Below are 26,107 nucleotides of genomic sequence, written 5' to 3'. Positions count from 1 at the left end.
CATCGATGTAAGCGTATGAATTTAAGCAGTTTCATTGCGGGACGGGTGGGGGCATTGTGGCCGCAGCCGGATCAGATGAAGGAACAGGCGGGTCTGAGTTGCCACGTGGCAACAGGACCTCGGGCAGTCAGGCGAGGGCGGTGAGGGGAGGCTGTTGCCACGTGGCAACAGCCTCCCCATCAGCCCGGTGCAGATAGGGGAATAGCAGGTGGCCAAGGGAAACAAGGGCTTCGGCAGCAGCCTGATGGAAGGGCTCGACGAGGATATCGATCCCGCCCAGGCGGCACCCGCCGAAAGCATCATGGCGAGCCGCAGCCAGAGCCTGGCGCGGATCGCTGCCGGCAAGGTGGTGACCGACCGGACCGAGTGGGTCGATCCGGCGCGCTGTCGGCCCTGGCGGCTCCACAATCGTGACCTCGACCACCTGACCGAGGACAGTTGCCGCGATCTGATCGACGCTTTCCTCTCGGCCAAGAAGCAGCGCATCCCGGCGATTGTCCGGAGGCTGAAGGACGATCCCGATCACGACTTCGAGATCATCGCCGGCGTGCGCCGGTGGTGGACCGTGCAATGGCTGCGCAATCACCACCATCCCGAATTCGAATACCTGGTCACCATCCAGGCGGTGTCGGACGAAGAGGCGTTCCGGGTCTCGGATATCGAGAACCGCTCGCGCAAGGACATCTCCGACTGGGAGCGCGCGCACGAGTATGCGCGCGCCCTCGAGGAGTTCTATGGCTCGAACCAGAGCGAGATGGCCGAGCATCTCAAGATCTCCCGTTCGTGGCTCAGCCGCTTGCTCGATGTCGCGCGCCTGCCGTCGGAGATCGTCGCTGCCTTTGCCGACACTCACGACATCACCGTGCGGATCGCGCGCGACATCAAGCCGCTGACCTCCGACCCGAGGGCGCTGGCGCTCATGGTCGCGGCGGCCGGGGCGATCGCGGCGGAACGGGCCGATCTCGGTCTGGTCATCAGCGGACCGGAAGTGGCCAAGCGGCTGATCCGCGCGACCGTCGAACCGGTCAAAGGCGGGTCAGCGGAGGTGACGGTGAAGGGGAAGGGGGGGAAGGTGATCCTGCGTTACACCCATTCCGCCCGCAGCGGCTTCACGTTCAAGGTTCCGCCGCGGACGGGAGCACCTGCGGCCGAAGTGCTGAAGGCGATCGAGGCCGCCCTGGCCAAAGGTTGAACGGCCCGCGCGAAGCAATCAGCGGTTCGGTACCAGGCTGCCGTCGATCGGCACCAGCGCATGGTCGCCGGACCGCAGCCGGCACAGCCCGCTCTCTTGCAGCACCGTTGCCGCCTGTGAGGCGGTCCGGGCCGTGACGCCCAGCGCGCGGCCGAGCTCGGCGCGGGTGAGGGGCCCCAGCGCCACGATCAGGCGCCAACTGGCCGGGGCCTGCGACGAGGCATAAAGCCCGGCGAGCGCGCGGTCGGCAGTCCGCAGGGCCTGGTGGAGGCGGGTCAAGTCGCGTGCGGACTGGTCCAGGGCACGGGTCAGGCTCTGTTCGATCAGGCTGTCCAGCGGCATGTCCAGTTCGCTGCGGAACAGGACACGTGGCGCCAGTCCGGCAAGGACGAAAGGAGCCTGGCCGAGGCCGAGCAACTGCGGGCGAACCGCTGCGGCCAGCGATGCCGCCCAGGCGCCGCCGCGGGGGGCGAACCGGCTGAACGCGCGCCCGCCAAACGTGACGAGTTCGCTCCCGCCTTCGAGGAACGCGCTGTCCTCCTCACGCAGCGCGGTGATCCAGGTCCGCAGGGTGGCCACCGGATCGTGCGACGGCAGCAGGGTGTCGAGCCGCGCCAGCGCGCGATCGGCCGTGGTCCAGGCGCCGTCACCGCCGCGCCGCGCGCCCTTGGCGGCCAGGGCCCGTGATGCGCCACGGGCCAGGACGGGCGGGCCGGCGCGGGCCAGCCACGAGAGCATCGCGTTCCGCTCCTGGGTGTGCCACGAGCGGGTCAGCTCAATCGAGTCCGCCCCTGCATCATGCTCCAAGCCAATGTTTTCAAAGGGATAAGTCTGGACGTGTGCGTGCCAAAGGCGGCGAAGCGACGCCAGGGCCAGGCACTCGGCCAGGGTTTCGGGCAGGAACGGCAGAGCCCCTTCCAGCCGCGCGAGCGACACCTGCCAGGGCGGAGGAGCCAGTGCCATGCCCGTTTACTATACTTTTTGGCATTAAAGTACAGTCTGCTTGTAGGGCTGCTTTCAGGCTCTGAAAACGCCGTCGCGACAAAGGCCTGAACACCGCTGGCGGCGCTCAGGCGCCGAGCGGACCCACCGCCGGAACGTAGCGATACACGGTGTTGAGCAGTTCGACGTCCACGTCGTCGACCCCGGCAATCCCGGCCGAGACATCGCGCGCGGCCTCGATCATCTCGCGGGCGTTGTGGAAGGCATAGATGCACGACACCGGGTAACGTCCCGAGGTGAGATGCACCGACAGGACATGTTCCCGCGTCGCCAGGGCCTGAGCCACTTCCATGGGCGGCCGCCCGCTCACCTTCAGCCGGATGCGGGCCAGCATGCGGTAGCCGTGCACCCGGAAATCGGCGACGGCCACGACCCGCATCACCCCGGCGGCGTCCATGGCCCGGATCCGGTTGGCGACTAGGTTGCCGGACAGGCCCAGCTCCTCGCCGATCGCGGTGCTCTGGGCGCGGCCGTCCCGGGCCAGCACGGCGATGATCCGGCGATCGATGTCGTCGAGCGTGGTGCTGCGCGGGCGCCGGGCGGTGCGCTCTTCCTTGCCGCTGTGGGGGTGTTCCGTCATGCCTGCCGGCTCCTTCGCGCCGAGACGCCGTTGAGGCGCAGACAACACCATCGCGCGCTTCCGGGCAAGCAGGATGGGGGAGGGCAGGGCAGGGGAGGCCGGGCTGTTCCCCCGGCCGGTCCGGGCCACCTCTGTCAGCCCGGGTCAATCGTCGTCGTCGATGACCTCGGGGCGGGTGATCTTGGCCATGCGGGCATTGTACTTGACCGTCTTCACCGCGATGGACGTTTCCACGTGATGAACCCCGTCGATCGCCAGAATCTGGTCCGAGGCCAGCTCGACCAGGCGGTCCAGCTCGTCGATCAGGCACATGGCGGTGATGTTGAACTGGCCCATCGCGATCAGCACCGCGTTGATCCCGGGAATCTCGGCGATGATCCGCGCGACCTCACGGACGCGATCGACATCGGCCTGGATGTTGATGAAGGCCAGGCGGGTCCGGGTGCCCATCTCGAACCCGGTGATCGCGGTGAAGGCGATCAGTCCGTCCTGCTGCAGCCGCTTGATCCGGCCGCGCACCGTGCCTTCGGTCACGCCCAGTTCGGCCGCGATCTTGCGGTTGGAGACCCGGGCATCGCGCGCCAGCAGGTCGATCAGCTGGTGGTCCAGCGCATCAAGGTTAGGGGTCGCCATGGCCTCAGTCCCGCCCCTCGATCGGAGCCACATCGAACTTGTACTTGATGATGTCGACCACGATTGCCGGGGTCATCGAGCGGATGCCCCGGACGGTCGACAGCTTTTCGAACAGGAATTCCGACAGATCGTCGAAGTCGTGCAGGGCCACCAGCATGTCGATGTCATAGCGGCCGGTCACCAGGTGTGCGGCGACCACTTCGGGCAGGTCGGCCAGTTCGTGCGCGACTTCCGAAGCGGGGCGACCGTCAACCTCGACCCAGAAGCGCTGAAGCACGTTGAAGCCGTGCGCCGTGAAATCGGACACGGCGACCACGCGGAGCTGGTTGGCGTCCTCCATCCGCTTGATCCGGGTCGACACCGTCGTCGCGGTGAGGCCAAGCCGTTCGGCAACTTGCTGGTTATTGGCCCGGCCATTGCGCCGCAACTGTTCGACGATGTTCAGATCGGTCGCATCGAAGGTAAAAGTCTGCGTCATTGCTGCCGGCCGTTCGCCCCTGGTAACAACCCTCCGTTTGCGCACCGGTGCGGCTCGCGTCAACCGGATTGTCGCGTTTCCAACCGCGGAAATACGTGATCTGCGCAGGCGCGGTCCGGGCCAGGATCGCCGCGACGATGCTCAGCCGTTCAACGATGCGAGCAGGGCCACCAACTGGGCCTGGCGCCTGACCCCGGTCTTGGCGAAGATCGCCCGCAACTGGACCTTCGCGGTGTTGTGGGCAATCCCCAGGGCGGCGGCGGCGCTGACCAGATTGTGGCCGCCGCCCAGCGCAACGGCCAGCCGCGCCTCGGCCGCCGTCAGGCCCAGCAGGGTGCGGATCGCCTCCTGGTCGGCGCTGGCGGCGGGCTCCGGGCGCGACAGGAACAGGGCCAGGGCGCCCGTGCCGGCGTGAATGGCGCGCAGATCGAGCGGTCGCGGGGTGACGACAAGATCGCCGTGGACGGGTCGCTCGACGCGGAACCGGGGCAGGGGGGTAGGGGGCACGGCCCCGGCCAGCATCCCGTTCACCACGCGCTGGTGTTCGGGTTCGTCGAAGCGGATTCCCTCGGCGCTGCGATGCAGGCTCTCGTCCTCGGCGAGGATCTGTTCCGCCAGGGCGTTGCAACTGACGATCCGGCGATTGCGGTCCAGCACGACCAGGGCGATGCCCAGACCCTGCGCCGCCGAATGGAACAGGCCATGCTGGGCCCCGGCGAACTGGAGCCGTTCGTACAGCCCGACGGCGATCCGCAGGTGCGGCACCAGCAGCGCCAACTGTGCCCGGTCGCCGGCACTGAAATCGGGCTGGCGGCGGTGCCGGCTGACCCGCAGGCGGGCTTCGTAGCGGCCATCGTCGGCGCGGACCCGCAGCCCGGATCCGCCGAAGTGCAGATCCACCCCCAGGACCACGTCAAACCCCACCTCGGCCATGGCGCGGCGATAGTCGGGATAGGACCCGGACGGGAGACCGGCCATGAACTCCGCATAGGACACCACCGCGCCATCGGGCAGGCCGCGGAACGGGTCGTCGGCAAACAACTGCTCGGCGTAGGCGGCGCTGAACGCCGGGTTCGCCCCCGGGGTGACGAAAGTGGCGGGCCGGTGCCGGCCGGGCGCCGTGATGATCAGCGTGGCATAGGCCGCGCCCATCCACCGGGCGAGATCGGCCAGGAAATCCTGCCAGGGCGGATCCTCGCCAATCCCGCGATAGAGGCGGGCGAGCAGCGCGGACAGGTCATGGCCCGGGGGCAGGGGAGGGCTGGGCGGCGGTGCCATTCCCGCCTCAGCCCAGCCCCGCACCGCACCCGCGGCTCACGCCGGGGCTGTGGCCGGTTCGGGCGTCAGCACGAAGCCGCGATAGCCCCCGGCGACCGCTTCGGTGCAGGCCCGGGTGTATTCGGGGAAGCCACCGATATAGATCATGAAGCCGCCCTTCTTCCCCTCGATGTTCTTGGCGTTGTACCAGGAATCGGCGAGGTTATGCACGGTCATCGCGGCCGCCGCGTCGACCTGCTGGGCCCACCATTGCTCAGCCTCCGGGGTGGTGTCGATGCGGGCTACGCCCCGGCTTTCCAGGTCCTCGATGATGTCCGCGGTCCAGTTGATCTGCCATTCCCCGGCCGTGATCATCTGGGCCTGGGCCGCCGGCGTGAGCGGACCGTGGATCATGAACAGGTTGGGCATCCCGGCGATCATCGCGCCGAGATAGGTGGTCGGCCCGTCGCGCCACCGCTCGGCCACGGTCTGGCCATCGACCCCCTCGATCGCGATCCGGCTCATCGCGCCCGTCACCGCGTCGAACCCGGTGGCGAGGATGATCACGTCGAATTCGTACTCCGCCTCGGTGGTGCGCAGCCCCTTGGCGGTGAAAGCGACGATCGGCGCCGACTTGGCATCGACCAGGGTGACGTTGTCGCGGTTGAAGGCCTCGTAGTATCCCTTGTCGTTGCCCAGCCGCTTGGCCCCGATCGGATAGGTCGGGCAGAGCAGCTCGGCGGTCTTGGGATCCTTGACGATGCCGCGGATCTTGTTGCGGGCGAATTCGGCCACGACGTTGTTCGCCGCCGGATTGACCATGACGTCCGAGAAGGCGGTCAGCAACTGGAAGGCGTTCTTCGATCGCCACGCCTTTTCCAGGATCTCGTTCTGCTGCTCGGGGGTGCAGTCCAGCGCCGAATAGGTGGGGTAGTCGATCAGCGAGACGCCCCAGGTTTGCAGCATCTGCTGGCGGCGTTCGGCGTAGTTGGCTTTCCAGTCCGCCTCGAATTCGGGGTCGAGCGGCCGGTTGCCCGATGGCATCGAATAGGCCGGGGTGCGCTGGAACAGGTGCAGATGCGCGGCCTGCTCGGCGATGATCGGGGTGGCCTGGACCCCGGTCGAACCGGTGCCGATCAGCGCGACACGCTTGCCGGTCAGGTCCATGCCCTCGCGCGGCCACTGCGTGGTGTGCAGCACCTGGCCCTGGAACAGCTCGCGGCCAGGCCAGGCTGGCTCGTTCGGCGCATGGAGCGCCCCGGTCGCGGCGATGACCCAGCGCGCCTCGACATGATCGCCATTGGCGGTGTGGACGTGCCAGCGGTTGGTCTTGCCGTCGAACCGCATGCGGGTGACCGGGTTGGAGAACCGGATGTGCTTGCGCAGGTCGAACCGGTCGGCCACGTGGTTGGCATATTCCTCGAGCGCCGGCTGGGCCGAGAAGTATTCCGGCCAGCGCCACTCCTGCTGCAGCGCCTCATCGAAACCGTACGAGTATTCGACGCTGATGATGTCGACCCGGGCGCCGGGATAGCGATTCCAGTACCAGGTGCCGCCGACGCCGTCGCCGGTCTCGAAGCAGACGACACTGTGCTGCTGGCGCAGCCGATGGATCGCGTAGAGCCCCGAAAAGCCCGCACCGATCACCACCACGTCGAACTGTTCGGGTCCATCCTGTGCCATCGTATTCCTCTCCGCAGCCAGCCGCCCCGCCTTCCTTGGCGGGTCCGGTCCGGCGATCATCGCCCAGCCCGCCCGTGATGACATACCCCGATCGGGTTATAAAGATGATTCGAACGAAATGACGCCCTTGTCCTGCGCGTTGAGTATGGGATCGGCCCTGGCGGTGAAAATTTGCGTAGATCAGGACCCGGCTTCGCCTTACACTCCGGCCAACCCTCAGACCCTGCCGCCACCCCCCGCCCGGGGTGACGGACCGGGGCCGACAAAGTGGAGAGAACCATGGCAGCAGACTTTCCCGCTGGCGCGACCATCGTGTTCGGGGGCAGCGGCGGCATCGGCCGGGGCGTTGCGCTTGAGTTCGCCGAAGCGGGCAGCGATCTCGCCGTGGTCTATCGCAGCAAGCAGGCCGTGGCCGAAGAGGTGGCTGCGGCCGCGCGGGCCCTGGGGCGCCAGGCGACGGTGCACCGCGCCGACGTGCGTGAACGGGCCGAGGTCTTCGCTGCCGTGGCCGAAGCGGCAGCGGCGCATGGGCGGCTACACACCGTGGTGTGGGGTGCCGGGCCGGTGGTTCCGCAAGTGCCGATCGCGGACTGGACCGAAGAGCAGTTCCGCCAGTCGATGGAAATCGAGGCCTTCGGGTTCAACCATGCGGTCCAAGCAACCCTGCCGCACCTGCGGGCTGCGGGTGGGGGCAGTTACGTCCATCTCGGGTCGGCCGGACATGACTGGTGGCCCCGGCTCGACGGCCTGTCGGTCGCGCCCAAGGCTTGCAACGAGGCGCTGATCAAGGGCATCGCCAAGGAAGAGGGGCGGCACGAGATCCGGGCCAACTCGATCCTCGTCGGGGTGATCGATGCCGGCCAGTTCCAGATCGGCAAGGCGGCCGGAACCTTCACTCCGGAATGGGAGGCGGCGGTCAAGGCCATGCTGCCGCTGGCGCGCTGGGGCAGCCCGCGCGACATCGGCCAGGCGGCGGTGTTCCTCGCCTCGGCGCGGGCCAATTACGTCACCGGCCAGACGATCTCGGTCGCCGGGGGATTCGGTGTCTGACGGGATGGCTCGCGAGGGGATGGGGGCGGCCGCGGCGGCGGCCACACGGCCGCTCGCGCCGCGTCCTCTCTCGCCGGGGGACCTCGCCGATCATGAGGCGCTGCGTCATCTGGTCACCCTGTACGGCCATGCCATCGACCGGCGCGACTACGCGCTGCTCCGGGCCCTCTACCATGACGATGCGGTGGACGATCACACGCCCTACTATTGCGGGTCGGCGGCGGGCTATGTCGACTGGCTGCCAGGGATGATGGCGCAGTGGCGCGCGACCCAGCACGTCATGCTCTCGCAACTGTTCGTGCTCGACGGCAATCGGGCCGAGGGCGAGATTGCCGCCCGCGCCTGGCACCTGACGGCCGATGGCACCCGCCAGTTCGTGGCCTGGGGGCGCTATGCCGATCACTATCACCGGCGGGACGGCGTGTGGCGCTTCGCCCGGCGCGCCTTCATCCTCGATTTCGCCGAGGATCTCGCGGTGGGCGCGGGCAGCGATTTCGGCAGTGCGGGGGTTGCGGTTGGTGCGGCAGGCGTGGCCGATCCGATCCACCGGCTGCTGGCGGGCTTCGCCCGCTAGGCGGCCCTCATCCGTTCGCGAGCGCGCGGCGGTCGGGCTCGAGGGTGCGGGTCGCACGGAGCGCCGCCCAGACCCCGACGTAGGCGGTGGGGAGGGCCACGGTCAGCCCGATGCGCAAGCCAGTGGCGCCGCTCCCGGCCACCCAGTCGCTGAACTGCCCGGCGATCACCGGCCCGAGCACGGTGGCGAACAGGCCGGTGATCAGCAGGACCAGCGCGGTCCCGGTCGCGCGGTGAGCGGGGGGGAGCAGGTACTGCAGCCCGGCCAGGACCGCCACCGACCAGCCCCCGCCGAGGATGCCCCCGGGGATCGCGAGCAGTCGGGCGACCCAAAGCTGGTCGATCCACACCACGGCCAGGATCAGCGTGGTGGTGCCGCCCAGCGCGATGGCCGAGAGCCGCAATTGCACGGTCGGATCGTTCCGGCCCAGCCGGTCGGCCAGAAAGCCGAAGCCGACCATGCCCGCAAGGCCCGGCAGGCCGAAGGTCAGGGCGAAGGTGGCCCCGGCCGCCTTGGTGCTGAGGCCGTAGGCCCGTTCGAACAGGGCCGGGCCCCACATGCCGAAGGTGATGCCCGACAGCGTGCCGAGCGCGAGCAGGGTGGCCAGGTACCGGACCGTGGGCGTCCCGATCAGCAGGCGCATGACCTGGCCGAGCGGCTGGCGTTCGGCGATGGCCGTCACGTCCGCCACGGGGCGGGCGGGCTCGCGTACCACGAGGAAGGTCGCGATGGCGACCACCAGCCCGGCCACGCCCAGCGCGTGGAAGGCGCTTTGCCAGCCCCAGGTCGCGCCGATGGCCGGGCCGCCGGCAAAGCCGATCATCTGCCCGAAATAGATCGCCGTGCCGAGCAGCGCAAAGGCGCGGCCACGCTCGGCCGGGGGGAAGTAGGCGGCGATCAGGGCCGCGGCGGGGGCCTGGTAGGCCGCCTCGCCGATCCCGACCCCGACGCGCGCGACGGCCAGCAGTCCGGCGCTGGTGGCCAGGCCCGACAGCAGGGTGAAGAAGCTCCACACCGCACAGCCCGCCGCGACGATCGCCACGCGTGAGCGGCGGTCCGCCAGCCGGGCGATGGGCAGCGCGAAAACGGTGTAGAGCAGCGCGAAGGCCGGCCCCATCAGGGCGCCCATCATCGCATCGCCGATGCCGAAGTGCTGCTTGATCGGCTGGGCCAGGCCCGACATCAGGAAGCGGTCGGCGTAATTGAGGATCGCCACCAGCACCAGCAGGCTCAGCGCCAGCCAGCGATTGGTCAGCGGGCCGCCGGTGGCGGTGGTCGTGGCGGCGGCCTCGGCGGCCGAGAGCGGGGCGGCCATGGCGTTCAGTCCCGCATCTGCGCGCCGCCGTTGACATGCCAGACCTGGCCATTGACCCAGGCGCCGTCGTCGGAGGCAAGGAAGGTGACCGCCGCGGCGATGTCGTCGGGCTGGCCGAGCCGGGTGTGCGGAACGGCGCCCAGCGCGCGTTCGACGTACTCGTCGGTCAGGTGCTGCTTGACCGCCTCGGTCAGGACCACGCCGGGGCAGATCACGTTGGCGCGCACCCCCTGTTTGCCGAACTTGCTGGCGACATGACGGGCGAGCGCATGGATCGCGTTCTTTGTCATCGGGTAGGCGACCTGCCAGGCCGCACCCCCTGAGGCGGCCCCGCTCGACGTGTAGATCATCGCTCCGCCGCCCCGCTCCAGCATCCGCGGAAGGGCGGCCTGGCTGGCCAGGAAATGGCTCTTGGTGTTGATCGCGAAGCTGGTGTCGAGCACCTCGACCGGACAGTTGAGGATGTCGATATCGCCGCCGGTGCCACCGGCCAGGTTCGAATGATAGATGTCGAGTCCGCCGAAGGTCTCGACCGCGGCCGCGACGATCGCGGCCTGGCTGTCGGCGCTGGTGCCGTCGAGCATCATGCCGATGGCCGATCCGCCGCCGCTGCGGATGCTCTCCGCCACCTCGCCAGCCCAGTCGCCCTGGAGATCCCCGATCACCACATGCGCGCCCTCGGCCGCCAGGCGGCGGGCCGTTGCCGCGCCGATCCCGCGCCCGCCACCGGCGACGATTCCCACCTTGCCCTTGAGGCCGCGCATGCCATTCTCCCGAAACTTTGGCTGTTGCGGAGTATGGCTCCGCGATGATTATGCAAATGCACGATAGGACTTGGTCAGAGGCAAGGCAATACGCCAAAAAACCCCAGATCAATTCCGCAAATGCGAAACAAACCCGCTATTCGGCTGCTGCGTGGACGGCCTCACTGTCGTGCGGGTCGGTCCGGCCCGGTGCCGTGGCATCCACTGTCCTCGCGATTCGGACGGGGTCATGGGCCTTTTCCCGAAAGCGTAGATGAACTGGCTTGTTTACTCGAAAAATCCGCCATAGCTCTGGGTGAAATGCACGAGGGCGGAGAATCGACCGCTCAACAATACGCGATCGTGGCATGCGATCGTGCTGGTCCGGTGCCGGGGAGAGCGTAACAATGGGGAAGCGCCGGGGATGACCTGTCTGTCACCGGGCATCGGTGTGAGGGATCGGCCTCCCATCGCCGATCCGGACCGGCGCGCTCACGGCGCACCACGGACGATCGCCCATCCCGGGCTCGCGGCGATCGTCCTGCCCCCTTCACCAAGGCGTCGCGCGGGCCGCCCGCACCGTCCGCTGATGTCGAGCCAACCGCTGGGCGCGGACACCGTGGTGGTGCTGCGCGACGAACTGGGAGAACAGCCATGAAGGCATGGGCCGTTGTCGAACCGGGCGCACCGCTCGAGCTGCTGGACCTGCCGACCCCGGTGCCACAGGGCAGCGAGGTCCTGGTCGAGGTGACCCACTGCGGGGTGTGCCATTCGGACCTCCACTTCTGGAAGGGCGGCTACGATCTCGGCGGCGGCAAGACGCTGCGGCTCGCCGATCGTGGCGTGGAATTGCCCCGGGCGCCCGGCCACGAGGTCGCAGGCCGGGTGGTGGCGGTCGGTCCCGAGGCGGCCGGTGTCGCGGTGGGCGGGGTCGCGGTGGGCGATGTCCGCGTGGTCTATCCGTGGATCGGTTGCGGCACCTGTCCGGCCTGCCTGCGCGAGGAGGACAACCTGTGCCCCGCGCAGCAGTCGATCGGGATCGTCCGCCATGGCGGTTTCGCCAGCCACGTGGTCGTGCCGCATCCGCGCTACCTGGTCGATCCGGGCGATCTCGATCTGGCGCTGGCCTGCACGTATGCCTGCTCCGGGCTGACCACCCATGCCGCGGTGACCAAGATCATGCCGCTCGCCCCCGACCAGCCGGTTGTGCTGATCGGGGCCGGCGGCGTGGGCCTGGCGGGGATTGCCATGCTCCGCGCCTTCGGTCATCGCGCGATCTATTCGGTGGACATCAGCCCGCAGAAGCGTGCCCTGGCCGAAGCGGCAGGCGCGATCGCGGTCGAGGGCGGGGAGGGCGCGGCCCAGCGCATCCTGGCCGCGACGGGCGGGCCGGTCCCGGCGGTGATCGACTTCGTCAACGGGCCGGCGACCGCGCAGACCGCGCTCGACGTGCTGGCCAAGGGCGGGCGGCTGGTGCCGATCGGGATCGCGGGCGGTTGCCTCGAGATCTCGCTCGCCGCGTTCATCTTCCGCGCCATCAGCATCGTCGGCTCGAACACCGGCAGCCTGCACGATCTGCGCGCGGTGATCCGCCTGGCCCAGGAGGGCAAGCTGGCGCCGACCCCGGTGCACACCTGCGCCAAGGACCAGGCCTGGCCGGCACTGATGGCGCTCAAGGCCGGGCAGGTCGAGGGCCGGACCGTGCTGGTCGGCTGAGCGGACCCAGAGGAAAGGACCAGACCATGGCCGGCCTGTGGTTCGAGCAGTTCACGGTGGGGCAGGTGTTCCGCCACGAAATCCGCAAGACCGTTCTCGAATTCGAGAACATGCTGTTCTCGCAGATGACCTACAACCCGGCGCAGTTGCATATCGACCACGCCTATGCCGCGACGACCGAGTTCGGCCGGCCGCTGGTCAATTCGCTCTACACGCTGGGGCTGGTGATCGGGCTGACGGTGCAGGACACCACCCTGGGGACGACGGTGGCCAACCTGGGCATGCACGATACGGTGTTCCCCAAGCCGGTCTTTGCCGGGGACACGATCCGCGCCGAGACCGAAGTGCTGGACCTGCGCCCCAGCCGCTCGCGCCCCGGCCAGGGCATCGTGCGGTTCCGCCACACCGGCCTCAACCAGCGGGACGAGGTGGTCTGCCGGACCGAACGCAGCGCCCTGATGCATCGGCGGCCGGGCGAGGTGGCTGGTCCTGCCCGAGGAGAGCAGGCGTGATGACCGGCCGATCGCCATGACGCCGGGCATCCCGCACCCGACCGTCGCGACGGTGCCCGACCTGCCCCAGTTTTCCCAATCCGGAGATGCCTAACATGATCCAGTCGGCCTACGAGCGGGGCGCCCAGCTCGGCCAGTTCATCGGCGGCGCGATCCGCGACGGTCGCGGGGTGCCCTATGACGTGATCGACCCGGCGACCGAGGCGGTGCTGGCCACCGTGCGCGGGGCGAGCGAGGCCGACGTGGCCGAAGCCCTGGCCGGGGCCGAGGCGGGGATGCGCGAATGGCGCGCGCTGAGCCCGCAGCAGCGCTACCGCGTGCTGCTGCGCAGTGCCGAGGAATTGCGCGCGCGCTCGGCCGAGATCGCGCGCACCCTGTCGATGGAGCAGGGCAAGACCCTGGCCGAAGCCCTGGCCGAGGTCGAGGGATCGGCCGAGACCTTCGAGTTCTTCGCGGCCGAGGTGCTGCGGATCAATGGTAGCATCCTGCCCGCCCGCACCGCCGGCGCCTGGCAGACCGTGACGATGCGGCCGATCGGCGTGGCGGCCTGCTTCACCCCCTGGAATTTCCCGCTGTTGCTCAGCGCACGCAAGGTCGCCCCGGCCCTGGCGGCGGGTTGCGCCTGCGTGCTCAAGCCCGCCGAGGAAACGATCGGCGCGCCGCTGGCCATGGCCGAATGCCTGGCCGCGGCCGGCGTCCCGGCCGGAGCGATCAGCGTGCTGCATGGCGATGCGCCGCGCATTTCGGCCGAGATGATCGCCGCCCGTGCGGTTGGCGTGGTGACCTTCACCGGCTCGACCGGGATCGGCCGCATCGTCGCCCGGACCGCAGCCGAGGCGCTCAAGCCCTGCGTGCTCGAACTGGGCGGGCACGCCCCGGTGGTGGTGCTCGACGATGTCGATGTCGAGGCGGCCGCAACCGCCGCGGTCCTCGGCAAGACCCGCAATGCCGGCCAGGTCTGCACCTCGCCGACCCGCTTCTTCGTGGCCCGGCCGGTCTACAACGATTTCGTCGAGGCCTTCGGCGCGAAGCTCGGCGCGGTCCGGATCGGGCGCGGCATCGCCGAGGGTTCGCAGATGGGCGCGCTCGCCAACGCACGGCGCCTGGCTGCGGCCGAGAGCCTGGTCGAGGATGCCACGGCCCGCGGTGCGCGGCTGGTGACCGGCGGCACCCGCGAAGGCAACCAGGGCTTCCTGTTCCGTCCGACCCTGCTGGCCGACGTGCCGGCCGATGCGCGGGTGCTGCAGGAGGAGCCCTTTTGCCCCATCGCGCTGGCCATGCCCTACGACAGCGTCGACGAGGCGGTGGCGCGGGCCAATGCGGTCGATGTCGGGCTGGCCGGCTATGTCATGGGGCGCGACTTTGCCCGTGCCCAGGCCGTGGCGCAGCGGCTGGAGGTGGGGCAGGTGGCGATCAACAACTTCGCGGTCAGCCATGTCGAGGCGCCGTTCGGCGGGCTGAAGGAAAGCGGCTATGGCTTCGAGTGCAGTTCGGAGGCGGTGCGCACCTTCATGAGCCGGCAGTACATCCATCACGTCGCCGCGAACTGATCGTGGCGTTCCCTGGGGATGACCATCCGCGTTCGCGGCGCCGCGATGGACGCTGGTGCCCGGCGCAATGTGCGAAGCTGGTGCATGGCCAGGATGAACGGTTCGAAGATTTCGGAACGTAACGCTATCGACTTTTTATATGCGTAGAAATAGATCTATCATTCAGCGCAAACAGGTGAAGGCTTGGCCCCCACCACCCAGGAGAGGACAAGGATGACCGTGGACGACGCCCTGCTGGCCCGGATCGACCGGCTCGAATCACTCGACGCGATCCGCCAGTTGCCCGCCAAGTACTCACTGGCGCTCGACATGCGCGACGGCGATGCCTGGGTGAACCTGTTCCCGGAGGATGTCCGGGTCGGCGGCGGCAAGCAGGGGCGCAAGGCCCTGCGCGACTGGTTCGACGAGACCCATTCGATGCAGTTCGATGGCACCAGCCATCACATCGGCGGGCACATCATCGATTTCGACGATCCCGATCACGCCCAGGGCGTGGTCTATTCCAAGAACGAGCACGAGGCCGGGACCGAGTGGGTCATCATGCAGATGATGTACTTCGACCAGTACGAGCGGATCGACGGACGCTGGTACTTCCGCCGTCGCCTGCCGCTCTACTGGTACGCGACCGATCTCAACAAGCCGCCGATCGGCCAGCGCAAGATGCGCTGGCCCGGGGTGCCGCCCTATGAGGGCAGCTTCCACGACCTGTTCCCGAGCTGGCAGACCTACTGGGCCCGCCAGGGCAAGCCGCATGACGGCCCGGTCGATCCGCCCGCCCCGCTCGAGAAGTTCATCGAGACCATGCGGCGCGGCGCTCCGCTGCCCAAACCCCGCGTGCGGAGCTGAGCGCAATGGCGGATATCTTTGCGCCGGTGCGGCTGGGCGAGCTCGAGCTGGCCAACCGCGTGGTCATGGCGCCGATGACCCGCGACCGGGCCGGCCCCGAGGACGAACCGACCGACCTGATGGTCGAATACTATCGCCAGCGGGCCTCGGCCGGCCTGATCGTGACCGAGGGCACCCAGCCCTCGCCAGCGGGCAAGGGCTATTGGCGCACGCCGGGAATCCATTCGCAGCAGCAGGTGGCCGGCTGGGCCCGGGTGGCCGACGCCGTGCACCAGGCGGGCGGGCGGATCGTGATGCAGCTGATGCATGTCGGTCGCGCCGCCGTGCGGGCCAACAAGGCCCCCGATGCCGAGACTGTGGCGCCCAGCGCGATTCCCTGCCCCGATCCGATTCCCGGGCCCGACGGCGTTCCGGTCCCCACCGAGATGCCCCGCGCGCTTGACACCGCGGAGATCCCCGGGGTGATCGCCGAATATGTCGCGGCGGCACGCAACAGCCGGGCTGCCGGACTGGACGGGGTCGAGCTGCACTGCGCCAGCGGCTATCTGCCGATGCAGTTCCTGTCGTCCAACACCAACCTGCGCACCGACCGGTACGGCGGTTCGGCCGAGAACCGGGTGCGCTTCGTGGCCGAGACGCTGGCGGCGCTGGCCGATGCGATCGGTCCCGGGCGGGTCGGCTTCCGCATCTGCCCCGGCGTGCCGTTCAACGGCATGGCCGATGCCGATCCGGCCGAGACCTATGCCACGCTGCTGCGGGCGGTCGACGGGCTGGGGCTGGCTTACTGCCATCTGATCCATATCCCCAACCAGGGCTTCGACGCGCTCGAGCTGGTCCGCGCCAACTGGTCGGGGCCGGTGATCGAGAACTGCGGGTTGACGCTGGAGAAGGCCCAGGCGCTGCTGGCGGAGGGCAAGGCCGAGGCGGTGTCGTTCGGCTATGCCTACATCGCCAATCCCGATCTGGTCGAACGCTTCCAGCACGGCACGCCGCTGGCCAAGGCGGACCGGACCACCTTCTACACCGGCCATGGCGACGATGCCCGCGGCTACACCGACTACCCGCGCGCGGACTGACGCACGCGACGGCACAACAGCGACAGGAAGAGGGAGCAAGGCCATGGCAAGGCAATTGGAAGGCCGCACCGCACTGGTGACCGGCGGCGGAATGGGCGTCGGCCAGGGCATCGCCCGGGCGCTTGCCGCGGAAGGCGCCGCGGTGATGATCGCCCAGCGCGGGCTCGAGGGGGCCGAGGTCGAGGCGGCCCACTTGCGCGAAACCTATGGCGTGCGCGCCGTGGCGCGCCGGGTGGACGTGACCGTGCGCGAGGAGGTCGACGCCATGGTCGCAGCCGCGCTGGCCGAGTTCGGGCGGCTCGACGTGTTGGTCAACAATGCCGGGGCAAGCTTTCCCAAGCGGCTGGAGAAGCACAGCGACGAGGACATGCAGTCGGCCATGCTGGTCAACTACTGGTCCGCGTTCTGGGCCATGCGCGCGGCGTTTCCGGCCATGCGCGACCAGGGGTTCGGCCGGGTCATCAATCTCGGCTCGCTCAACGGGGTGAACGCCCACATGTTCACGGTGGGCTATAACGTCTCCAAGGAAGCGCTCCGCGCCCTGACCCGCACCGCCGCGGTCGAATGGGGCGGCTATGGCATCACCGCCAATGTGATCTGCCCTTCGGCGCTGAGCCCGGCGGCCAAGGCCTATTTCGATGCCAGCCCGGACATGGCCAATGCCATCCTGGCCCAGGTCCCGGTCGGCCGCTTCGGCGAGGCGACCCGCGACATCGGGCCGGTGGCGGCGTTCCTGGCCAGCGAGGCGAGCGCCTACATGACCGGGAACACGCTGTTCGTCGATGGCGGCGGCCATATTAACGGCGTGCCGTGGCGCCCCGAGGTGGAGGACTGAGCCGATGACCGACCTGGTGGCGGACCCGATCGCCGGACGGCTGGCCGGCAAGCGCGCGGTGGTGACCGGCGGCGCGCAGGGGATCGGCGCGGCGATCGCCCGGCGGCTGGCGGCGGAAGGAGCGCGGGTCGCCGTGCTGGATCTGGATGCGGCGCGCGCGGCGGCGGTGCTCCCGGTACCGCACCTGGGCCTGGCCTGCGACGTGACCGACACCGCCTCGGTCGACGCGGCTTTCGCCGCCGTGGCTCAGGCCTTCGGCGGCATCGACGTGCTGGTCAACAACGCCGGGATCGGCAGTGCACCGGGCGACGGCATGGCCGAATTCTATGCCGGGCAGGCCGCCCGGGCGGCGGGCCAACCCGACGCCCACGCCGACCAGACCATCCACTGCAGCGATGCGGGCTGGTCGGCGGTCCTGGCGGTGACGCTGGACGGGGTGTTCCGCTGCAGCCGGGCCGCAGTGCGGATCATGGCTGGCCAGGATCGGGATGTGCCGGGTGCGGGCGGGGCGATCGTCAACATCGGCTCGACCGCGGCGCTCGCCGGCAATGGGCCGGTCCCCTATGTCACCGCCAAGGCCGCGGTGCTCGGCCTGACCCGGGCCATGGCCCGCGAACTGGCGCCGCGCGGGATCCGCGTCAATGCGGTCAATCCGGGGGCGACGGAGACTCCCATCTACGCCCCCTTGCCCCAGGCAGTGAAGGATGCGGTCGCGGCTGACAGTCTGCTCAAGCGGCTGGCCCATCCCGATGAAGTGGCTGGCGCCGTGGCCTTTCTCGCCAGCGCCGATGCAAGCTTCGCCACCGGCAGCACCGTCACGGTCAACGGCGGCGCGTGGTTCAGTTGAGCGGCGTGGTGAGTGACTACGCATTTGCGCTTTTAGCAGGTGCAGCATTTCCGGCAACGTTGGCGATATCGCCCCATGACCCACGGATGCGTATTGCAGCTTGAAAATCATTACGCATTGGCTATCAAGCGTGCAGACAACAATGCCTTTTGGGGAGTCGACATGAAGGGTGCCTTTCAAACCCGCCCGTTTGCCCGTCTGCTGATCGGGACCAGCCTGCTTTGCCTGGCCGCTCCGGCCCTTGCCGCCGAAGCCGCGGCCGAAGCCGCCGCTGACCAGGCTGCCGACGCGAACGCCGGCAAGCTCGACGAGATCGTCGTGACCGCGCAGAAGCGCGAACAGAACCTGCAGGTCGTGCCGATCGCAATCAGCGCGATCGGTGCCGAAAAGGTCGCGACCCTCGGGATCAAGGACGCCAAGGACCTCTCCGGCCTGGCCCCCAACGTGACCATCGTGCAGGGCACGATCAACGCCAACGCCGCGGTGATCTCGATCCGCGGCATCAACACCTCGGCCCAGGAAACCTTCGGGATCGACACGGCCAACGCGCTTTATGTCGACGGCATCTACATCGCCCGCTCGGGCGGCTCGGCGCTCGACGTGATGGATATCGAGCGCGTCGAGGTGCTGCGCGGTCCGCAGGGCACGCTGTTCGGGCGCAACACCACCGGTGGCGCGATCGCGTTCATCTCGCGTGCGCCGTCCGAAACCTTCAAGCTGCGCGCCGAGGCGACCTACGGCAACTTCAACACGGCCAATGCCCGCATCACCCTGGATCCGGGCAGCATCGCCGGGATCCGGACCAGCTTCACCTACAACCACCAGCAGCGCGACGGCGTGGTCGACAACATCCTCGAGCCGAACAAGAGCCGCGATCCGGGCTCGCGCAAGAGCGACTCATTCCGCTTTGCGGCGAAGACCGACATCGGCGGCACCGGCACGGTCCAATACATCTTCGACTGGAGCCGGACGCGCAGCTCGCCGATGAACTTCCAGCTGACCAATGTCGCCGACGGCACGCCCCGTGCCCCGATCGTGGTCAATGGGATCCCGGTCGTCGCCACCCAGCAGGCGCCGGTGCAGCAGTACCTCGCCGGGGCCACCTTCCTCAATCCGGCCTGCGCCGCCCTCGCGGCGCCGACCCGGACCTGGCGCCCCACCGTCTGCAACGACATCTCGAGCACGTCGCTGGACACGGCCTGGGGTCACAACCTGCAGATCGAGAACGACTTCGGCCCGTTCAAGATCAAGTCGATCACCGGCTATCGCCGCTGGGACAACGATTACACCACCGATCTTGACGGCATCGGCGCCTTCCGCGGGCCGCAGTTCACCAATGCCACGCTGTTCAACGGCTTCCCGGCGCCGCTGCTGCAGAGCCTCGGTTTCCCGGCCGGAACCTCGGCTTTCCTGGCCGGCGCCGCGGTGCCGACGGTGCAGCAGAACCTGTTCGACACCAACAACCAGCGGCGCCACAAGCAGCTCAGCGAGGAGCTGGAAGTGTCCGGCCAGTCCGATACGCTCGACTGGGTGGTCGGCGGCTTCTACTTCTGGGAGAAGGGGTCGGAGGACAATCCCCAGAACAGCGGCTTCGTGCTTGACACCAACAGCCAAGTGTTCAGCGATGCAGCCTTCGTCGGCGTGTTGCGCGGCGTCGGCTTCCCTGCCGCCGCCGCGGCACAGTTCGCCCCGCTGCTCGCCCCGTCATTCCGGGCCGCCAATCCCGCCCGCTACCGCATGGTCCAGACGCTGGGCCGCCTGACCTACACCGCCTCGGCCGAAAGCGCCGCGGTCTATACCCAGGCGACCTATTACCCCGGCGGTCGGGACAGCGGCCTGCGGCTGACCTTGGGTGGCCGCTACACCTGGGACCAGAAGACCATGATCCGCCTGCAGAACGGCGCAGCCGCCCCCGCGGTGCCGGACCAGGGCCGGACCTCGTTCAGCAAGTTCACCTGGAACGCCATGCTGGGCTATGATCTCAACCGTGATGTCAACGTCTATGCCCGCATCGCCACCGGCTACCGCGCCGGCGGCTTCAACGCCCAGGATCCGGCCAGCGGCGGCACCCTGCCCTCGTTCAAGCCCGAGACGCTGACCTCGTACGAGGTGGGCCTGAAGTCCGAACTGTTCGATCGCCGCCTGCGCTTCAACCTGTCGGGCTACTACAACGAGTACAAGGACCTGGCGATCGCGGTGCCGCTGACCAACGCGCCTCCGGGGACCTTCGCCACGGCCGTGACCAACGCCGGCAAGGTGACCTACACCGGCGTCGAGGCCGAGCTGATGGCCGTGCTCAACGAGAACTTCACGATCGAGGGCAATGCCGGCTACGTCGACATCAAGTACAAGGAGTTCAACGCGGGCCTGCCGGTCACGGCCGGCCAGCCGCTGGTCAACATCGCGTCCATAGCGACCCCGGCCTACACCTCGCCGTTCACCGCCAATGCCGCGCTCAACATGCAGTTCCCGCTCACCTCGAGCGGCCTGCGTCTGACCGGCCGGGTGAGCTATACCTACGAAGACCCCAAGTACAGCGTGTCGAACAACATCTCCACTCCGTTCAACGACCTGCTGAGGAACGATGCGATCAAGCGGGTCGATGCGCAGATCGCGATCGACCGGATCCCGCTCGGCGGGGGTGAGGCGCTGATCCGGCTGTGGGGCCGCAACCTGACCAACCAGAACGCCTTCGTTCGCGGCATCGACTTCGGCTCGCTGGGCTATGCCGGGGGCTACTTCGTCGACCCACGCACCTTCGGCGTGAGCATCGGCGTCAAGTACTGAGGTGAGCCGCCGCGGTCCGCCTTCGGGTCGGACCGCGGCCTCCGCCTTGCCGGACCAAGGAGCAGAAGGATGACGGTTTCGCTGGACGATCTGGCCGCCCGCCTGGCGGCGCTGGAGGACAAGGAAGCGATCCGCGCATTGAAGGCGCGCTATCTGCGGGCCTGCGACCTCAAGCAGGTCGATGTGGTGCGCGACAGCTTTGCTCCGGGTCCGATCCGCATCGCGTACCAGGGCTTTCCCGAATTCACCGAGCGTGACGCCTTTGTCGCGGTCTATGAGAGCATGGCCTGCCAGGGCGGGGTCTATGACATTCACCATGCCACCAACTGGGCGATCGACCTGACCGGTCCCGACAGCGCGCGGGGATTGTGGTCGCTCAACTTCCGCACCATCCTGACCGGCCCCCGCCAGGTCGTAAGGCTCGCGGTGGAGTACGAGGATGTCTACCGCCGCGAGGCTGGCCGGTGGTGGATCGTCGATTCGGTCAGCCGGGTGACCTCGCAGATCGTCGAGCAGATCGGCGAGGACGGCAGCGTGACCGTCCTGGCCCTGGCCGAGGCCCCCGCCGCCTGAAACACTCTCGCATGAGAGCCCAAGCAAGAGGATGTCCGCGATGATCGACTACGGCCTGCAAGGCAAGGTGGCGCTGGTGACCGGTGCCGGCGGCGGGATCGGCCGCGCCGCGGCGCTGGTTTTCGCCCGTTCCGGCGCCAGCGTGCTGGTCAGCGACGTCAATGCCGAGGGCGGGGCCGAAACCGTCGCCATGGTCGAGGCGGCCGGTGGCCGGGCCGCGTTTGTCCGGTGCGACGTGGCGCGCGCGGACGAGGTCAAGGCCATGGTCGCGGCCGCGGTGGAGATCTTCGGCGGGCTCGACTGCGCCTTCAACAATGCCGGGATCAACCGGCTCGGCGATGACGAGTACGATGATGCCATCTGGGAACGGAACATGGGCATCAACCTGTCCGGGGTGATGCGCTGCATGCGCGAGGAGGCCGCGGTCATGCTCCCGCGCGGCGGGGGCGCGATCGTCAACACCGCATCGATCAATGGCCTGGTCGGCAATGGCGCGCAGCCGGCCTATACCGCGGCCAAGCACGGGGTGATCGGCCTCGCCCGCCATGGCGCGCTGCGCTGGGCCAAGCAGGGCATCCGCGTCAACGCGGTCTGCCCCGGGGTGATCGAGACGCCGATGACCGCGCCGCTCGTGGCCAACCCCGAAATGAAGGCGATGATCGACGGGATGACCCCGCTGGGGCGGTTCGGCACCGCGATGGAGATCGCCGAGGCGGTGGTCTGGCTGTGCAGCCCTGCGGCCAGCTTCGTCACCGGGCATGCAATGGTGGTTGACGGCGGCGCCACGGCGTTCTGAAACGGCGGCCATGACCACTGTTCCCCGACTGACCGATGCCGAACGCGATGCCGCCCTGTCCAGCCTGCCGGGTTGGGTCCTGCGCGCGGATGGCCTGGCGATCTGCAAGACCTTCCGCTTCGGCGACTTCGCCGAGGCGTTCGGCTTCATGACGCGGATCGCGATCCAGGCCGAAAAGGCCGATCACCATCCCGAATGGTTCAACGTCTACAACCGGGTGGAGATCACGCTCACCACGCATGACGCCGGCGGCCTCAGCACCCGTGACGTGGCCCTGGCGCGCGCGATCGAACAGGCCGCCTGATCCGGCGCCCGCAGGCGCTTGCCAACCGGATCACGCTGGCGTGAGATGCGGATCATGACACGATCCGAATCGAATGGCCCGGCCATGCTCTCTGTGCTGCGCCGTCAACTGCGCCAGGCGGGCTGGACCGCGCCGCGGCTGGCGGCGGAGCTGGGCGCCGGGGAGGCCACCGTCAAGCGCTGGCTGGCCGGCAAGGGCCTGACGATCGACCGGCTGGAGCGGCTGGCCGGACTGGTCAGCCTGACCTTGGGGGACCTTGCCCGCGAGGCGGAGGAGATGGGGGCCGAACTGGCGCCCGAACTGACCCTGGCCCAGGAACGGGCGCTGTCGCGCAACATCTTCCTGTCATTCCTGTTTCTGGCGATCCTCAACGGCGTGCCGGTCGACGAGATCGCCGCCGACTTCGAGGTGCCGGCCGGGACCATGGAGGCGGCGCTGGCCCGGCTCGAGCGGCTGGCCCTGATCGATCGGCTGCGCAGCGGCCGGGTGCGGCCACTGGTCGATCGGGCGCTGGTGTTCCGCAAGCTGCCGCTGCGCAGCCTGTTCGAGCAGCACATGAAGCCCGCCTTCTTTGAGCTCGACTATGCTGCGCCGGACACGCTCTACACCTCGGAGGTGCTCAAGCTCTCGCCGCGCGGCGTCGCCCAACTGGCCGAAGTGATGGAGCGCCAACGCGCCGAAATGCTCGAACTGGCCGACCGCGACCGGCAGGCCGGCCTGCCCGGGCGCGACTGGTACGGGATCCTCAGCGTGGCCCGCGCGCTCGACATGGAGGCCCTGCGGGCCAACGGCATTCCCGCGTTGGGCGAGGCGATCGGCGTGGCCGAGGCCAAGGGCGCCGGACGCTAAAGCGTTTTCGCAGCGGGGGGAATCATCTGCCGAACAGGACAACGCGGCCAAACATCTAGGACGCGGCACCAGTGCCGCCGATCCGTTCCCCGATCGCCTCACCCAGGAAGGCGATCAGCGTCTGGAGCGCCGGGCCGGGCGGGGCCTTCGCGCGATGGACCAGCCAGAGGGTGGCCTCGTGCCGCGGATCGGGCGCCGAAAGCCGGACGAGGTCGGGTTCGGCATCCGCGGCAAAGCACCACAGGCTGGCCGAACCGATTCCCGCCCGTACAGCCTGTTTCAGCTCGAGCCAGGTGTTGACCATGGTCAGGCCCGCCAGCCGTGCGGCTTCTCCCGCCGGATTGGCCGCGCGCCAGGCCCCGCCGGGCAAGCTCGCCTCGAAGCCATAGCCCCATCCGAGCGGGGGCAGGGCCGCGGTCCCGCGGCGCGCATAGGGGGCCTGCTGCAAGGTCCCGATCGCCACCCCGGTCAGGTGGAGCGGCGGCGACCGCACCAGCGCCAGACCCAGATCGGCCCGGCGGTGAGTCACCGCGTCGAGCGGATCGAGCTCACCCAGCAGCTCGACCGGGATGTCGGGGTGAGCCTGGCGGAAGGCCGCGAGCTCGGGCAGGAACTCGGCGCCGATGCCCCCGGTGCCGGCGACGCGGATCGAGGCGGTCGGCCGGCCCGCCGCGCCGATCTCGGCCAGCATCGCCGCCACCTCGCGTTCGATCGCCTCGGCCGCAGCGAGCAGCCGCGCGCCAGCCGGGGTGGAGGCATAGCCCAGCGGGGTCTGTTCGAACAGGGCCACCCCAAGGCTGCGTTCCAGGGCGTCCACCCGGCGGCCGATCGTGGTCCGGTTGACCCCCAGTTGCCGCCCGGCCGCCGTGTAGGACCCGGTGCGCACCGCAGCGAGGTAGACCTCCAGATCGCTCCATTCCATCGCCGTGCCCTTTCTGTCGTGCATTTTTGCACAAGCACCGTGCAAGGCAAGGGGCTTCGCAAACCGGGGCTCTCGGCGGTATGATTTCGCCTATTGCGTCGTCACAGCCGTCACGGAACGGCGAAGGCAGGCGCGGACGGGAACAAGGAGCGATGCAATGGCGACCTCGCGCGACTACGGCCTGGGCGAATTCGATTTTCCGCGCGGCTGGTTCATGATCGGAGCGGCGAGCGAGGCAACCCGCATTCCCGCCGCAATCCGCTACTTCGGCAAGGACCTGGTGCTCTATCGCGGCGAAAGCGGCACGCCCTATGTGGTCGATGCCTATTGCCCGCACATGGGCGCGCACCTGGCGCGCAACAGCACCTCGTACATCGTGCGCGACGGTGAGCATGTCGAAGGCGAATCGATCCGCTGTCCGTTCCATGGCTGGCGCTTCGGCACCGATGGCGCCTGCAACCACATCCCCTATTCGGACTTCATCCCCAAAGCCGCCAAGCTGCAGACCTACCCGGTGGTCGAGCGCGCCGGCATCCTGTGGCTGTGGCACGATCCCGAAGGGCTGGCCCCCGACGTCGATCTGGCGAACTTCGGCGGCCACTATGGCGAGCCGGGCTGGGTCGAATGGAAGATCGACTACATGGGCGATCTCAACAGCCACGGGATCGAGATCGTCGACAACATGGCCGACTTCGGCCACTTCGTGCCGATCCACGGCGCGACCGACTGGCAGTACTTCGCCAACGACTTCAAGGAGGGCCACCTCCACCAGTACTACAGCGCCGGGCACCGCACGCTGACCGCCAATCCCGAGGACATGCTGGTGCTGGACACCTGGTACGAGGGGCCGGGCTTTCTCCAGTCCGAGATGGCCGGGACATTCGACAGCTTCATCATGATCGCCAACACCCCGGTCGAGGACGGGGTCACCCGGAGCTGGCATGCGCTGATGGTCAAGGTCCACGACGGCAGCCGCGAGACCACGGCCGAGGATCGGGCCCTGGCCCTGGCCTATCAGGAGGGCAGCCGGCTCGCCTTCGCCCAGGACGTGGAGATCTGGGCGAACAAGCGCGCCTGCCTCAACCCGCTGGCGATCCCCGCGGATGGCCCCTACGGCAAGGTCCGCACCTGGTATCGCCAGTTCTACAACCCGCGCGACAAGGCGCCCGAGTTCCAGGCGCGGGTCAACGGTCTGCACGTCACGCTCGACAAGCGGCCCGGGCACAAGGCGGCCTGACGGCTGCCGCTGCCGCTGCCGCTGCCTCTGGCTTTGCCGCTGCTGGGGCGGCAGGTCGGACGGCGGAGATCGGGGTTGACGGGGCCACCTGCGCAACCCCTAATGCCCGGGGTAGCCGGCAGCCCCGAACGAGGCGACAGAACCGGGCCGGCAGAGGAGAGTGAGCCATGACGATCACCCCGTCGGACGAAGGCACCGGCTGGAAGCCCAGCCCCCATGCTCCGGAAATCGTGAGCGCCGGCAGCAGCTTTGCCGAAGCCGTCTATACCCATTCGTGCCTGTCCCTGCGCGAATTCGAAGCCGCGCGGATGCGCACCGCGCAGCTCAACGGCTGCATGATCTGCCAGGATTTCCGGGCCGCGCGCGATGCGCTGGCGCTCTATTCGGTCCCGGGCGAGACGCCGACCCGCTCCGTCACATACAACGGCCCCGCGCCGGACGAGGCCTTCTTTGCCGCGATCGTCGACTGGACCAACTCGCCGCTGTTCTCGGTGCGGGAGCGCCTGGCGATCGAGTTCGCCGAACGCTTCGCCCTTGAACCGAAGGTGCTCAGCGCCGACGAGGCCTTCTGGGCGCGGATGAACGCCCAGTACTCCGAGGCCGAGGTGGTCGATCTGGCGCACTGCGTGGCCGCCTGGATGGGGCTGGGCCGGGTGGCGCACGTGCTCGGCTGGGATCGCGTCTGTGCGGCCCCGCCGATGCGCGGCGAACCCTTGCCTGCCGCCGCCGAATAAGGGCCGGTCGTCCCGC

General features: G+C 68.8%; 27 protein-coding genes. 18 read left to right on the top strand and 9 right to left on the bottom strand.

Translation table 11 applies throughout. From position 1 onward, the window contains the following. Positions 1–208 precede the first annotated feature (208 nt). A complete protein-coding gene (locus H7F49_RS00255) occupies positions 209–1,192 on the top strand; it encodes a ParB/RepB/Spo0J family partition protein (RefSeq protein ID WP_185681557.1) in 984 nt (327 codons plus the stop codon). An 18-nt stretch (positions 1,193–1,210) separates the two neighbouring features. Here the strand turns inward: H7F49_RS00255 and H7F49_RS00250 are convergent, their stop codons facing one another. The 6 genes from H7F49_RS00250 to H7F49_RS00225 form a co-directional block, all read right to left on the bottom strand. Further along, positions 1,211–2,155, bottom strand: a complete 945-nt coding sequence (locus H7F49_RS00250; protein ID WP_185681556.1) for a hypothetical protein — start codon at positions 2,153–2,155, stop codon at positions 1,211–1,213. Positions 2,156–2,261: 106 nt separating this feature from the next. Continuing rightward, on the bottom strand, positions 2,262–2,774 hold the full coding sequence (locus H7F49_RS00245; protein WP_185681555.1) for an Lrp/AsnC family transcriptional regulator: 513 nt from the start codon (positions 2,772–2,774) through the stop codon (positions 2,262–2,264). A 144-nt stretch (positions 2,775–2,918) separates the two neighbouring features. Then, complete coding sequence (locus H7F49_RS00240; RefSeq protein ID WP_185681554.1) at positions 2,919–3,407, bottom strand: Lrp/AsnC family transcriptional regulator; 489 nt, start codon at positions 3,405–3,407, stop codon at positions 2,919–2,921. A 4-nt stretch (positions 3,408–3,411) separates the two neighbouring features. After that, a complete protein-coding gene (locus H7F49_RS00235) occupies positions 3,412–3,885 on the bottom strand; it encodes an Lrp/AsnC family transcriptional regulator (RefSeq protein ID WP_185681553.1) in 474 nt (157 codons plus the stop codon). Between the two features lie 141 nt (positions 3,886–4,026). Continuing rightward, complete coding sequence (locus H7F49_RS00230) at positions 4,027–5,163, bottom strand: helix-turn-helix transcriptional regulator (RefSeq protein ID WP_185681552.1); 1,137 nt, start codon at positions 5,161–5,163, stop codon at positions 4,027–4,029. Between the two features lie 36 nt (positions 5,164–5,199). After that, positions 5,200–6,825 carry a flavin-containing monooxygenase gene (locus H7F49_RS00225; protein ID WP_185681551.1) on the bottom strand — a complete coding sequence of 542 codons (1,626 nt, stop codon included), beginning with the start codon at positions 6,823–6,825 and terminating at the stop codon, positions 5,200–5,202. A 279-nt stretch (positions 6,826–7,104) separates the two neighbouring features. Here H7F49_RS00225 and H7F49_RS00220 point away from each other — a divergent pair, with 279 nt between their 5' ends. Together H7F49_RS00220 and H7F49_RS00215 are read left to right on the top strand one after the other, a co-directional pair. Continuing rightward, the gene (locus H7F49_RS00220; protein ID WP_185681550.1) at positions 7,105–7,875 is read left to right on the top strand and encodes an SDR family NAD(P)-dependent oxidoreductase; all 771 of its coding nucleotides are present in this window, start codon (positions 7,105–7,107) and stop codon (positions 7,873–7,875) included. A gap of 4 nt (positions 7,876–7,879) precedes the next feature. Continuing rightward, positions 7,880–8,449 (top strand): nuclear transport factor 2 family protein, encoded by a 570-nt coding sequence (locus tag H7F49_RS00215; RefSeq protein ID WP_235981484.1) that lies wholly within the window; start codon positions 7,880–7,882, stop codon positions 8,447–8,449. 7 nt (positions 8,450–8,456) lie between these two features. Here the strand turns inward: H7F49_RS00215 and H7F49_RS00210 are convergent, their stop codons facing one another. Both H7F49_RS00210 and H7F49_RS00205 read right to left on the bottom strand, forming a co-directional pair. Beyond that, positions 8,457–9,764 carry an MFS transporter gene (locus tag H7F49_RS00210; RefSeq protein ID WP_185681549.1) on the bottom strand — a complete coding sequence of 436 codons (1,308 nt, stop codon included), beginning with the start codon at positions 9,762–9,764 and terminating at the stop codon, positions 8,457–8,459. Positions 9,765–9,769: 5 nt separating this feature from the next. After that, the gene (locus H7F49_RS00205) at positions 9,770–10,528 is read right to left on the bottom strand and encodes an SDR family NAD(P)-dependent oxidoreductase (RefSeq protein WP_185681548.1); all 759 of its coding nucleotides are present in this window, start codon (positions 10,526–10,528) and stop codon (positions 9,770–9,772) included. 403 nt (positions 10,529–10,931) lie between these two features. Here H7F49_RS00205 and H7F49_RS00200 point away from each other — a divergent pair, with 403 nt between their 5' ends. The 13 genes from H7F49_RS00200 to H7F49_RS00140 all read left to right on the top strand — a co-directional run bounded on the left by H7F49_RS00200 (position 10,932) and on the right by H7F49_RS00140 (position 23,198). Beyond that, positions 10,932–11,165 carry a hypothetical protein gene (locus tag H7F49_RS00200; protein WP_185681547.1) on the top strand — a complete coding sequence of 78 codons (234 nt, stop codon included), beginning with the start codon at positions 10,932–10,934 and terminating at the stop codon, positions 11,163–11,165. Beyond that, positions 11,162–12,223 (top strand): alcohol dehydrogenase, encoded by a 1,062-nt coding sequence (locus H7F49_RS00195; RefSeq protein ID WP_185681546.1) that lies wholly within the window; start codon positions 11,162–11,164, stop codon positions 12,221–12,223. Before H7F49_RS00200 ends, H7F49_RS00195 begins: the two co-directional genes overlap by 4 nt. A 26-nt stretch (positions 12,224–12,249) precedes the next feature. Beyond that, a complete protein-coding gene (locus H7F49_RS00190) occupies positions 12,250–12,735 on the top strand; it encodes a MaoC family dehydratase (protein WP_185681545.1) in 486 nt (161 codons plus the stop codon). 95 nt (positions 12,736–12,830) lie between these two features. Beyond that, positions 12,831–14,285 (top strand): aldehyde dehydrogenase family protein, encoded by a 1,455-nt coding sequence (locus tag H7F49_RS00185; protein WP_185681544.1) that lies wholly within the window; start codon positions 12,831–12,833, stop codon positions 14,283–14,285. A 213-nt stretch (positions 14,286–14,498) separates the two neighbouring features. Further along, positions 14,499–15,131 carry a nuclear transport factor 2 family protein gene (locus H7F49_RS00180; RefSeq protein WP_185681543.1) on the top strand — a complete coding sequence of 211 codons (633 nt, stop codon included), beginning with the start codon at positions 14,499–14,501 and terminating at the stop codon, positions 15,129–15,131. 5 nt (positions 15,132–15,136) lie between these two features. Continuing rightward, on the top strand, positions 15,137–16,207 hold the full coding sequence (locus H7F49_RS00175) for an alkene reductase (RefSeq protein WP_185681542.1): 1,071 nt from the start codon (positions 15,137–15,139) through the stop codon (positions 16,205–16,207). 43 nt (positions 16,208–16,250) lie between these two features. Next, positions 16,251–17,042 carry an SDR family NAD(P)-dependent oxidoreductase gene (locus H7F49_RS00170; protein WP_185681541.1) on the top strand — a complete coding sequence of 264 codons (792 nt, stop codon included), beginning with the start codon at positions 16,251–16,253 and terminating at the stop codon, positions 17,040–17,042. Positions 17,043–17,046: 4 nt separating this feature from the next. After that, a complete protein-coding gene (locus tag H7F49_RS00165) occupies positions 17,047–17,889 on the top strand; it encodes an SDR family NAD(P)-dependent oxidoreductase (RefSeq protein ID WP_185681540.1) in 843 nt (280 codons plus the stop codon). Positions 17,890–18,051: 162 nt separating this feature from the next. Next, positions 18,052–20,676, top strand: coding sequence for a TonB-dependent receptor (locus H7F49_RS00160; protein WP_185681539.1), 2,625 nt, complete (start codon positions 18,052–18,054; stop codon positions 20,674–20,676). 69 nt (positions 20,677–20,745) lie between these two features. Then, the gene (locus H7F49_RS00155) at positions 20,746–21,249 is read left to right on the top strand and encodes a nuclear transport factor 2 family protein (RefSeq protein ID WP_185681538.1); all 504 of its coding nucleotides are present in this window, start codon (positions 20,746–20,748) and stop codon (positions 21,247–21,249) included. A 40-nt stretch (positions 21,250–21,289) separates the two neighbouring features. Next, positions 21,290–22,045 (top strand): SDR family NAD(P)-dependent oxidoreductase, encoded by a 756-nt coding sequence (locus tag H7F49_RS00150; RefSeq protein ID WP_185681537.1) that lies wholly within the window; start codon positions 21,290–21,292, stop codon positions 22,043–22,045. Between the two features lie 10 nt (positions 22,046–22,055). Continuing rightward, on the top strand, positions 22,056–22,349 hold the full coding sequence (locus H7F49_RS00145) for a 4a-hydroxytetrahydrobiopterin dehydratase (RefSeq protein WP_185681536.1): 294 nt from the start codon (positions 22,056–22,058) through the stop codon (positions 22,347–22,349). A 54-nt stretch (positions 22,350–22,403) separates the two neighbouring features. Further along, a complete protein-coding gene (locus tag H7F49_RS00140) occupies positions 22,404–23,198 on the top strand; it encodes a helix-turn-helix domain-containing protein (RefSeq protein WP_235981481.1) in 795 nt (264 codons plus the stop codon). Positions 23,199–23,253: 55 nt separating this feature from the next. Here H7F49_RS00140 and H7F49_RS00135 read toward each other — a convergent pair whose 3' ends face one another. Next, complete coding sequence (locus tag H7F49_RS00135; RefSeq protein ID WP_185681535.1) at positions 23,254–24,144, bottom strand: LysR family transcriptional regulator; 891 nt, start codon at positions 24,142–24,144, stop codon at positions 23,254–23,256. A 133-nt stretch (positions 24,145–24,277) separates the two neighbouring features. On the opposite strand from H7F49_RS00135, the gene H7F49_RS00130 reads away from it, so the two are divergent. After that, positions 24,278–25,357 carry a Rieske 2Fe-2S domain-containing protein gene (locus H7F49_RS00130; RefSeq protein ID WP_185681534.1) on the top strand — a complete coding sequence of 360 codons (1,080 nt, stop codon included), beginning with the start codon at positions 24,278–24,280 and terminating at the stop codon, positions 25,355–25,357. 167 nt (positions 25,358–25,524) lie between these two features. After that, positions 25,525–26,091, top strand: coding sequence for a carboxymuconolactone decarboxylase family protein (locus H7F49_RS00125; protein WP_185681533.1), 567 nt, complete (start codon positions 25,525–25,527; stop codon positions 26,089–26,091). Positions 26,092–26,107: the final 16 nt, after the last annotated feature.

The organism is Novosphingobium aerophilum (assembly GCF_014230305.1).
In the GTDB taxonomy this organism is placed as follows: Bacteria; Pseudomonadota; Alphaproteobacteria; order Sphingomonadales; family Sphingomonadaceae; genus Novosphingobium; species Novosphingobium aerophilum.
Note: the sequence above shows the minus strand (reverse complement) of the source record. Positions and strands in the feature narration are given on the sequence as shown.

What these genes read in the sequence shown, in the direction of transcription:
- H7F49_RS00125 (WP_185681533.1), top strand. Translation starts at nt 25,525, where the DNA reads ATGACGATCACCCCGTCGGACGAAGGCACCGGCTGGAAGCCCAGCCCC.
- H7F49_RS00225 (WP_185681551.1), bottom strand. Translation starts at nt 6,825, where the DNA reads ATGGCACAGGATGGACCCGAACAGTTCGACGTGGTGGTGATCGGTGCG.
- H7F49_RS00155 (WP_185681538.1), top strand. Translation starts at nt 20,746, where the DNA reads ATGACGGTTTCGCTGGACGATCTGGCCGCCCGCCTGGCGGCGCTGGAG.
- H7F49_RS00165 (WP_185681540.1), top strand. Translation starts at nt 17,047, where the DNA reads ATGACCGACCTGGTGGCGGACCCGATCGCCGGACGGCTGGCCGGCAAG.
- H7F49_RS00135 (WP_185681535.1), bottom strand. Translation starts at nt 24,144, where the DNA reads ATGCACGACAGAAAGGGCACGGCGATGGAATGGAGCGATCTGGAGGTC.
- H7F49_RS00140 (WP_235981481.1), top strand. Translation starts at nt 22,404, where the DNA reads ATGACACGATCCGAATCGAATGGCCCGGCCATGCTCTCTGTGCTGCGC.
- H7F49_RS00230 (WP_185681552.1), bottom strand. Translation starts at nt 5,163, where the DNA reads ATGGCACCGCCGCCCAGCCCTCCCCTGCCCCCGGGCCATGACCTGTCC.
- H7F49_RS00205 (WP_185681548.1), bottom strand. Translation starts at nt 10,528, where the DNA reads ATGCGCGGCCTCAAGGGCAAGGTGGGAATCGTCGCCGGTGGCGGGCGC.
- H7F49_RS00215 (WP_235981484.1), top strand. Translation starts at nt 7,880, where the DNA reads ATGGCTCGCGAGGGGATGGGGGCGGCCGCGGCGGCGGCCACACGGCCG.
- H7F49_RS00145 (WP_185681536.1), top strand. Translation starts at nt 22,056, where the DNA reads ATGACCACTGTTCCCCGACTGACCGATGCCGAACGCGATGCCGCCCTG.
- H7F49_RS00245 (WP_185681555.1), bottom strand. Translation starts at nt 2,774, where the DNA reads ATGACGGAACACCCCCACAGCGGCAAGGAAGAGCGCACCGCCCGGCGC.
- H7F49_RS00235 (WP_185681553.1), bottom strand. Translation starts at nt 3,885, where the DNA reads ATGACGCAGACTTTTACCTTCGATGCGACCGATCTGAACATCGTCGAA.
- H7F49_RS00240 (WP_185681554.1), bottom strand. Translation starts at nt 3,407, where the DNA reads ATGGCGACCCCTAACCTTGATGCGCTGGACCACCAGCTGATCGACCTG.
- H7F49_RS00180 (WP_185681543.1), top strand. Translation starts at nt 14,499, where the DNA reads ATGACCGTGGACGACGCCCTGCTGGCCCGGATCGACCGGCTCGAATCA.
- H7F49_RS00170 (WP_185681541.1), top strand. Translation starts at nt 16,251, where the DNA reads ATGGCAAGGCAATTGGAAGGCCGCACCGCACTGGTGACCGGCGGCGGA.
- H7F49_RS00220 (WP_185681550.1), top strand. Translation starts at nt 7,105, where the DNA reads ATGGCAGCAGACTTTCCCGCTGGCGCGACCATCGTGTTCGGGGGCAGC.
- H7F49_RS00185 (WP_185681544.1), top strand. Translation starts at nt 12,831, where the DNA reads ATGATCCAGTCGGCCTACGAGCGGGGCGCCCAGCTCGGCCAGTTCATC.
- H7F49_RS00200 (WP_185681547.1), top strand. Translation starts at nt 10,932, where the DNA reads ATGACCTGTCTGTCACCGGGCATCGGTGTGAGGGATCGGCCTCCCATC.
- H7F49_RS00130 (WP_185681534.1), top strand. Translation starts at nt 24,278, where the DNA reads ATGGCGACCTCGCGCGACTACGGCCTGGGCGAATTCGATTTTCCGCGC.
- H7F49_RS00250 (WP_185681556.1), bottom strand. Translation starts at nt 2,155, where the DNA reads ATGGCACTGGCTCCTCCGCCCTGGCAGGTGTCGCTCGCGCGGCTGGAA.
- H7F49_RS00210 (WP_185681549.1), bottom strand. Translation starts at nt 9,764, where the DNA reads ATGGCCGCCCCGCTCTCGGCCGCCGAGGCCGCCGCCACGACCACCGCC.
- H7F49_RS00195 (WP_185681546.1), top strand. Translation starts at nt 11,162, where the DNA reads ATGAAGGCATGGGCCGTTGTCGAACCGGGCGCACCGCTCGAGCTGCTG.
- H7F49_RS00160 (WP_185681539.1), top strand. Translation starts at nt 18,052, where the DNA reads ATGAAGGGTGCCTTTCAAACCCGCCCGTTTGCCCGTCTGCTGATCGGG.
- H7F49_RS00150 (WP_185681537.1), top strand. Translation starts at nt 21,290, where the DNA reads ATGATCGACTACGGCCTGCAAGGCAAGGTGGCGCTGGTGACCGGTGCC.
- H7F49_RS00175 (WP_185681542.1), top strand. Translation starts at nt 15,137, where the DNA reads ATGGCGGATATCTTTGCGCCGGTGCGGCTGGGCGAGCTCGAGCTGGCC.
- H7F49_RS00190 (WP_185681545.1), top strand. Translation starts at nt 12,250, where the DNA reads ATGGCCGGCCTGTGGTTCGAGCAGTTCACGGTGGGGCAGGTGTTCCGC.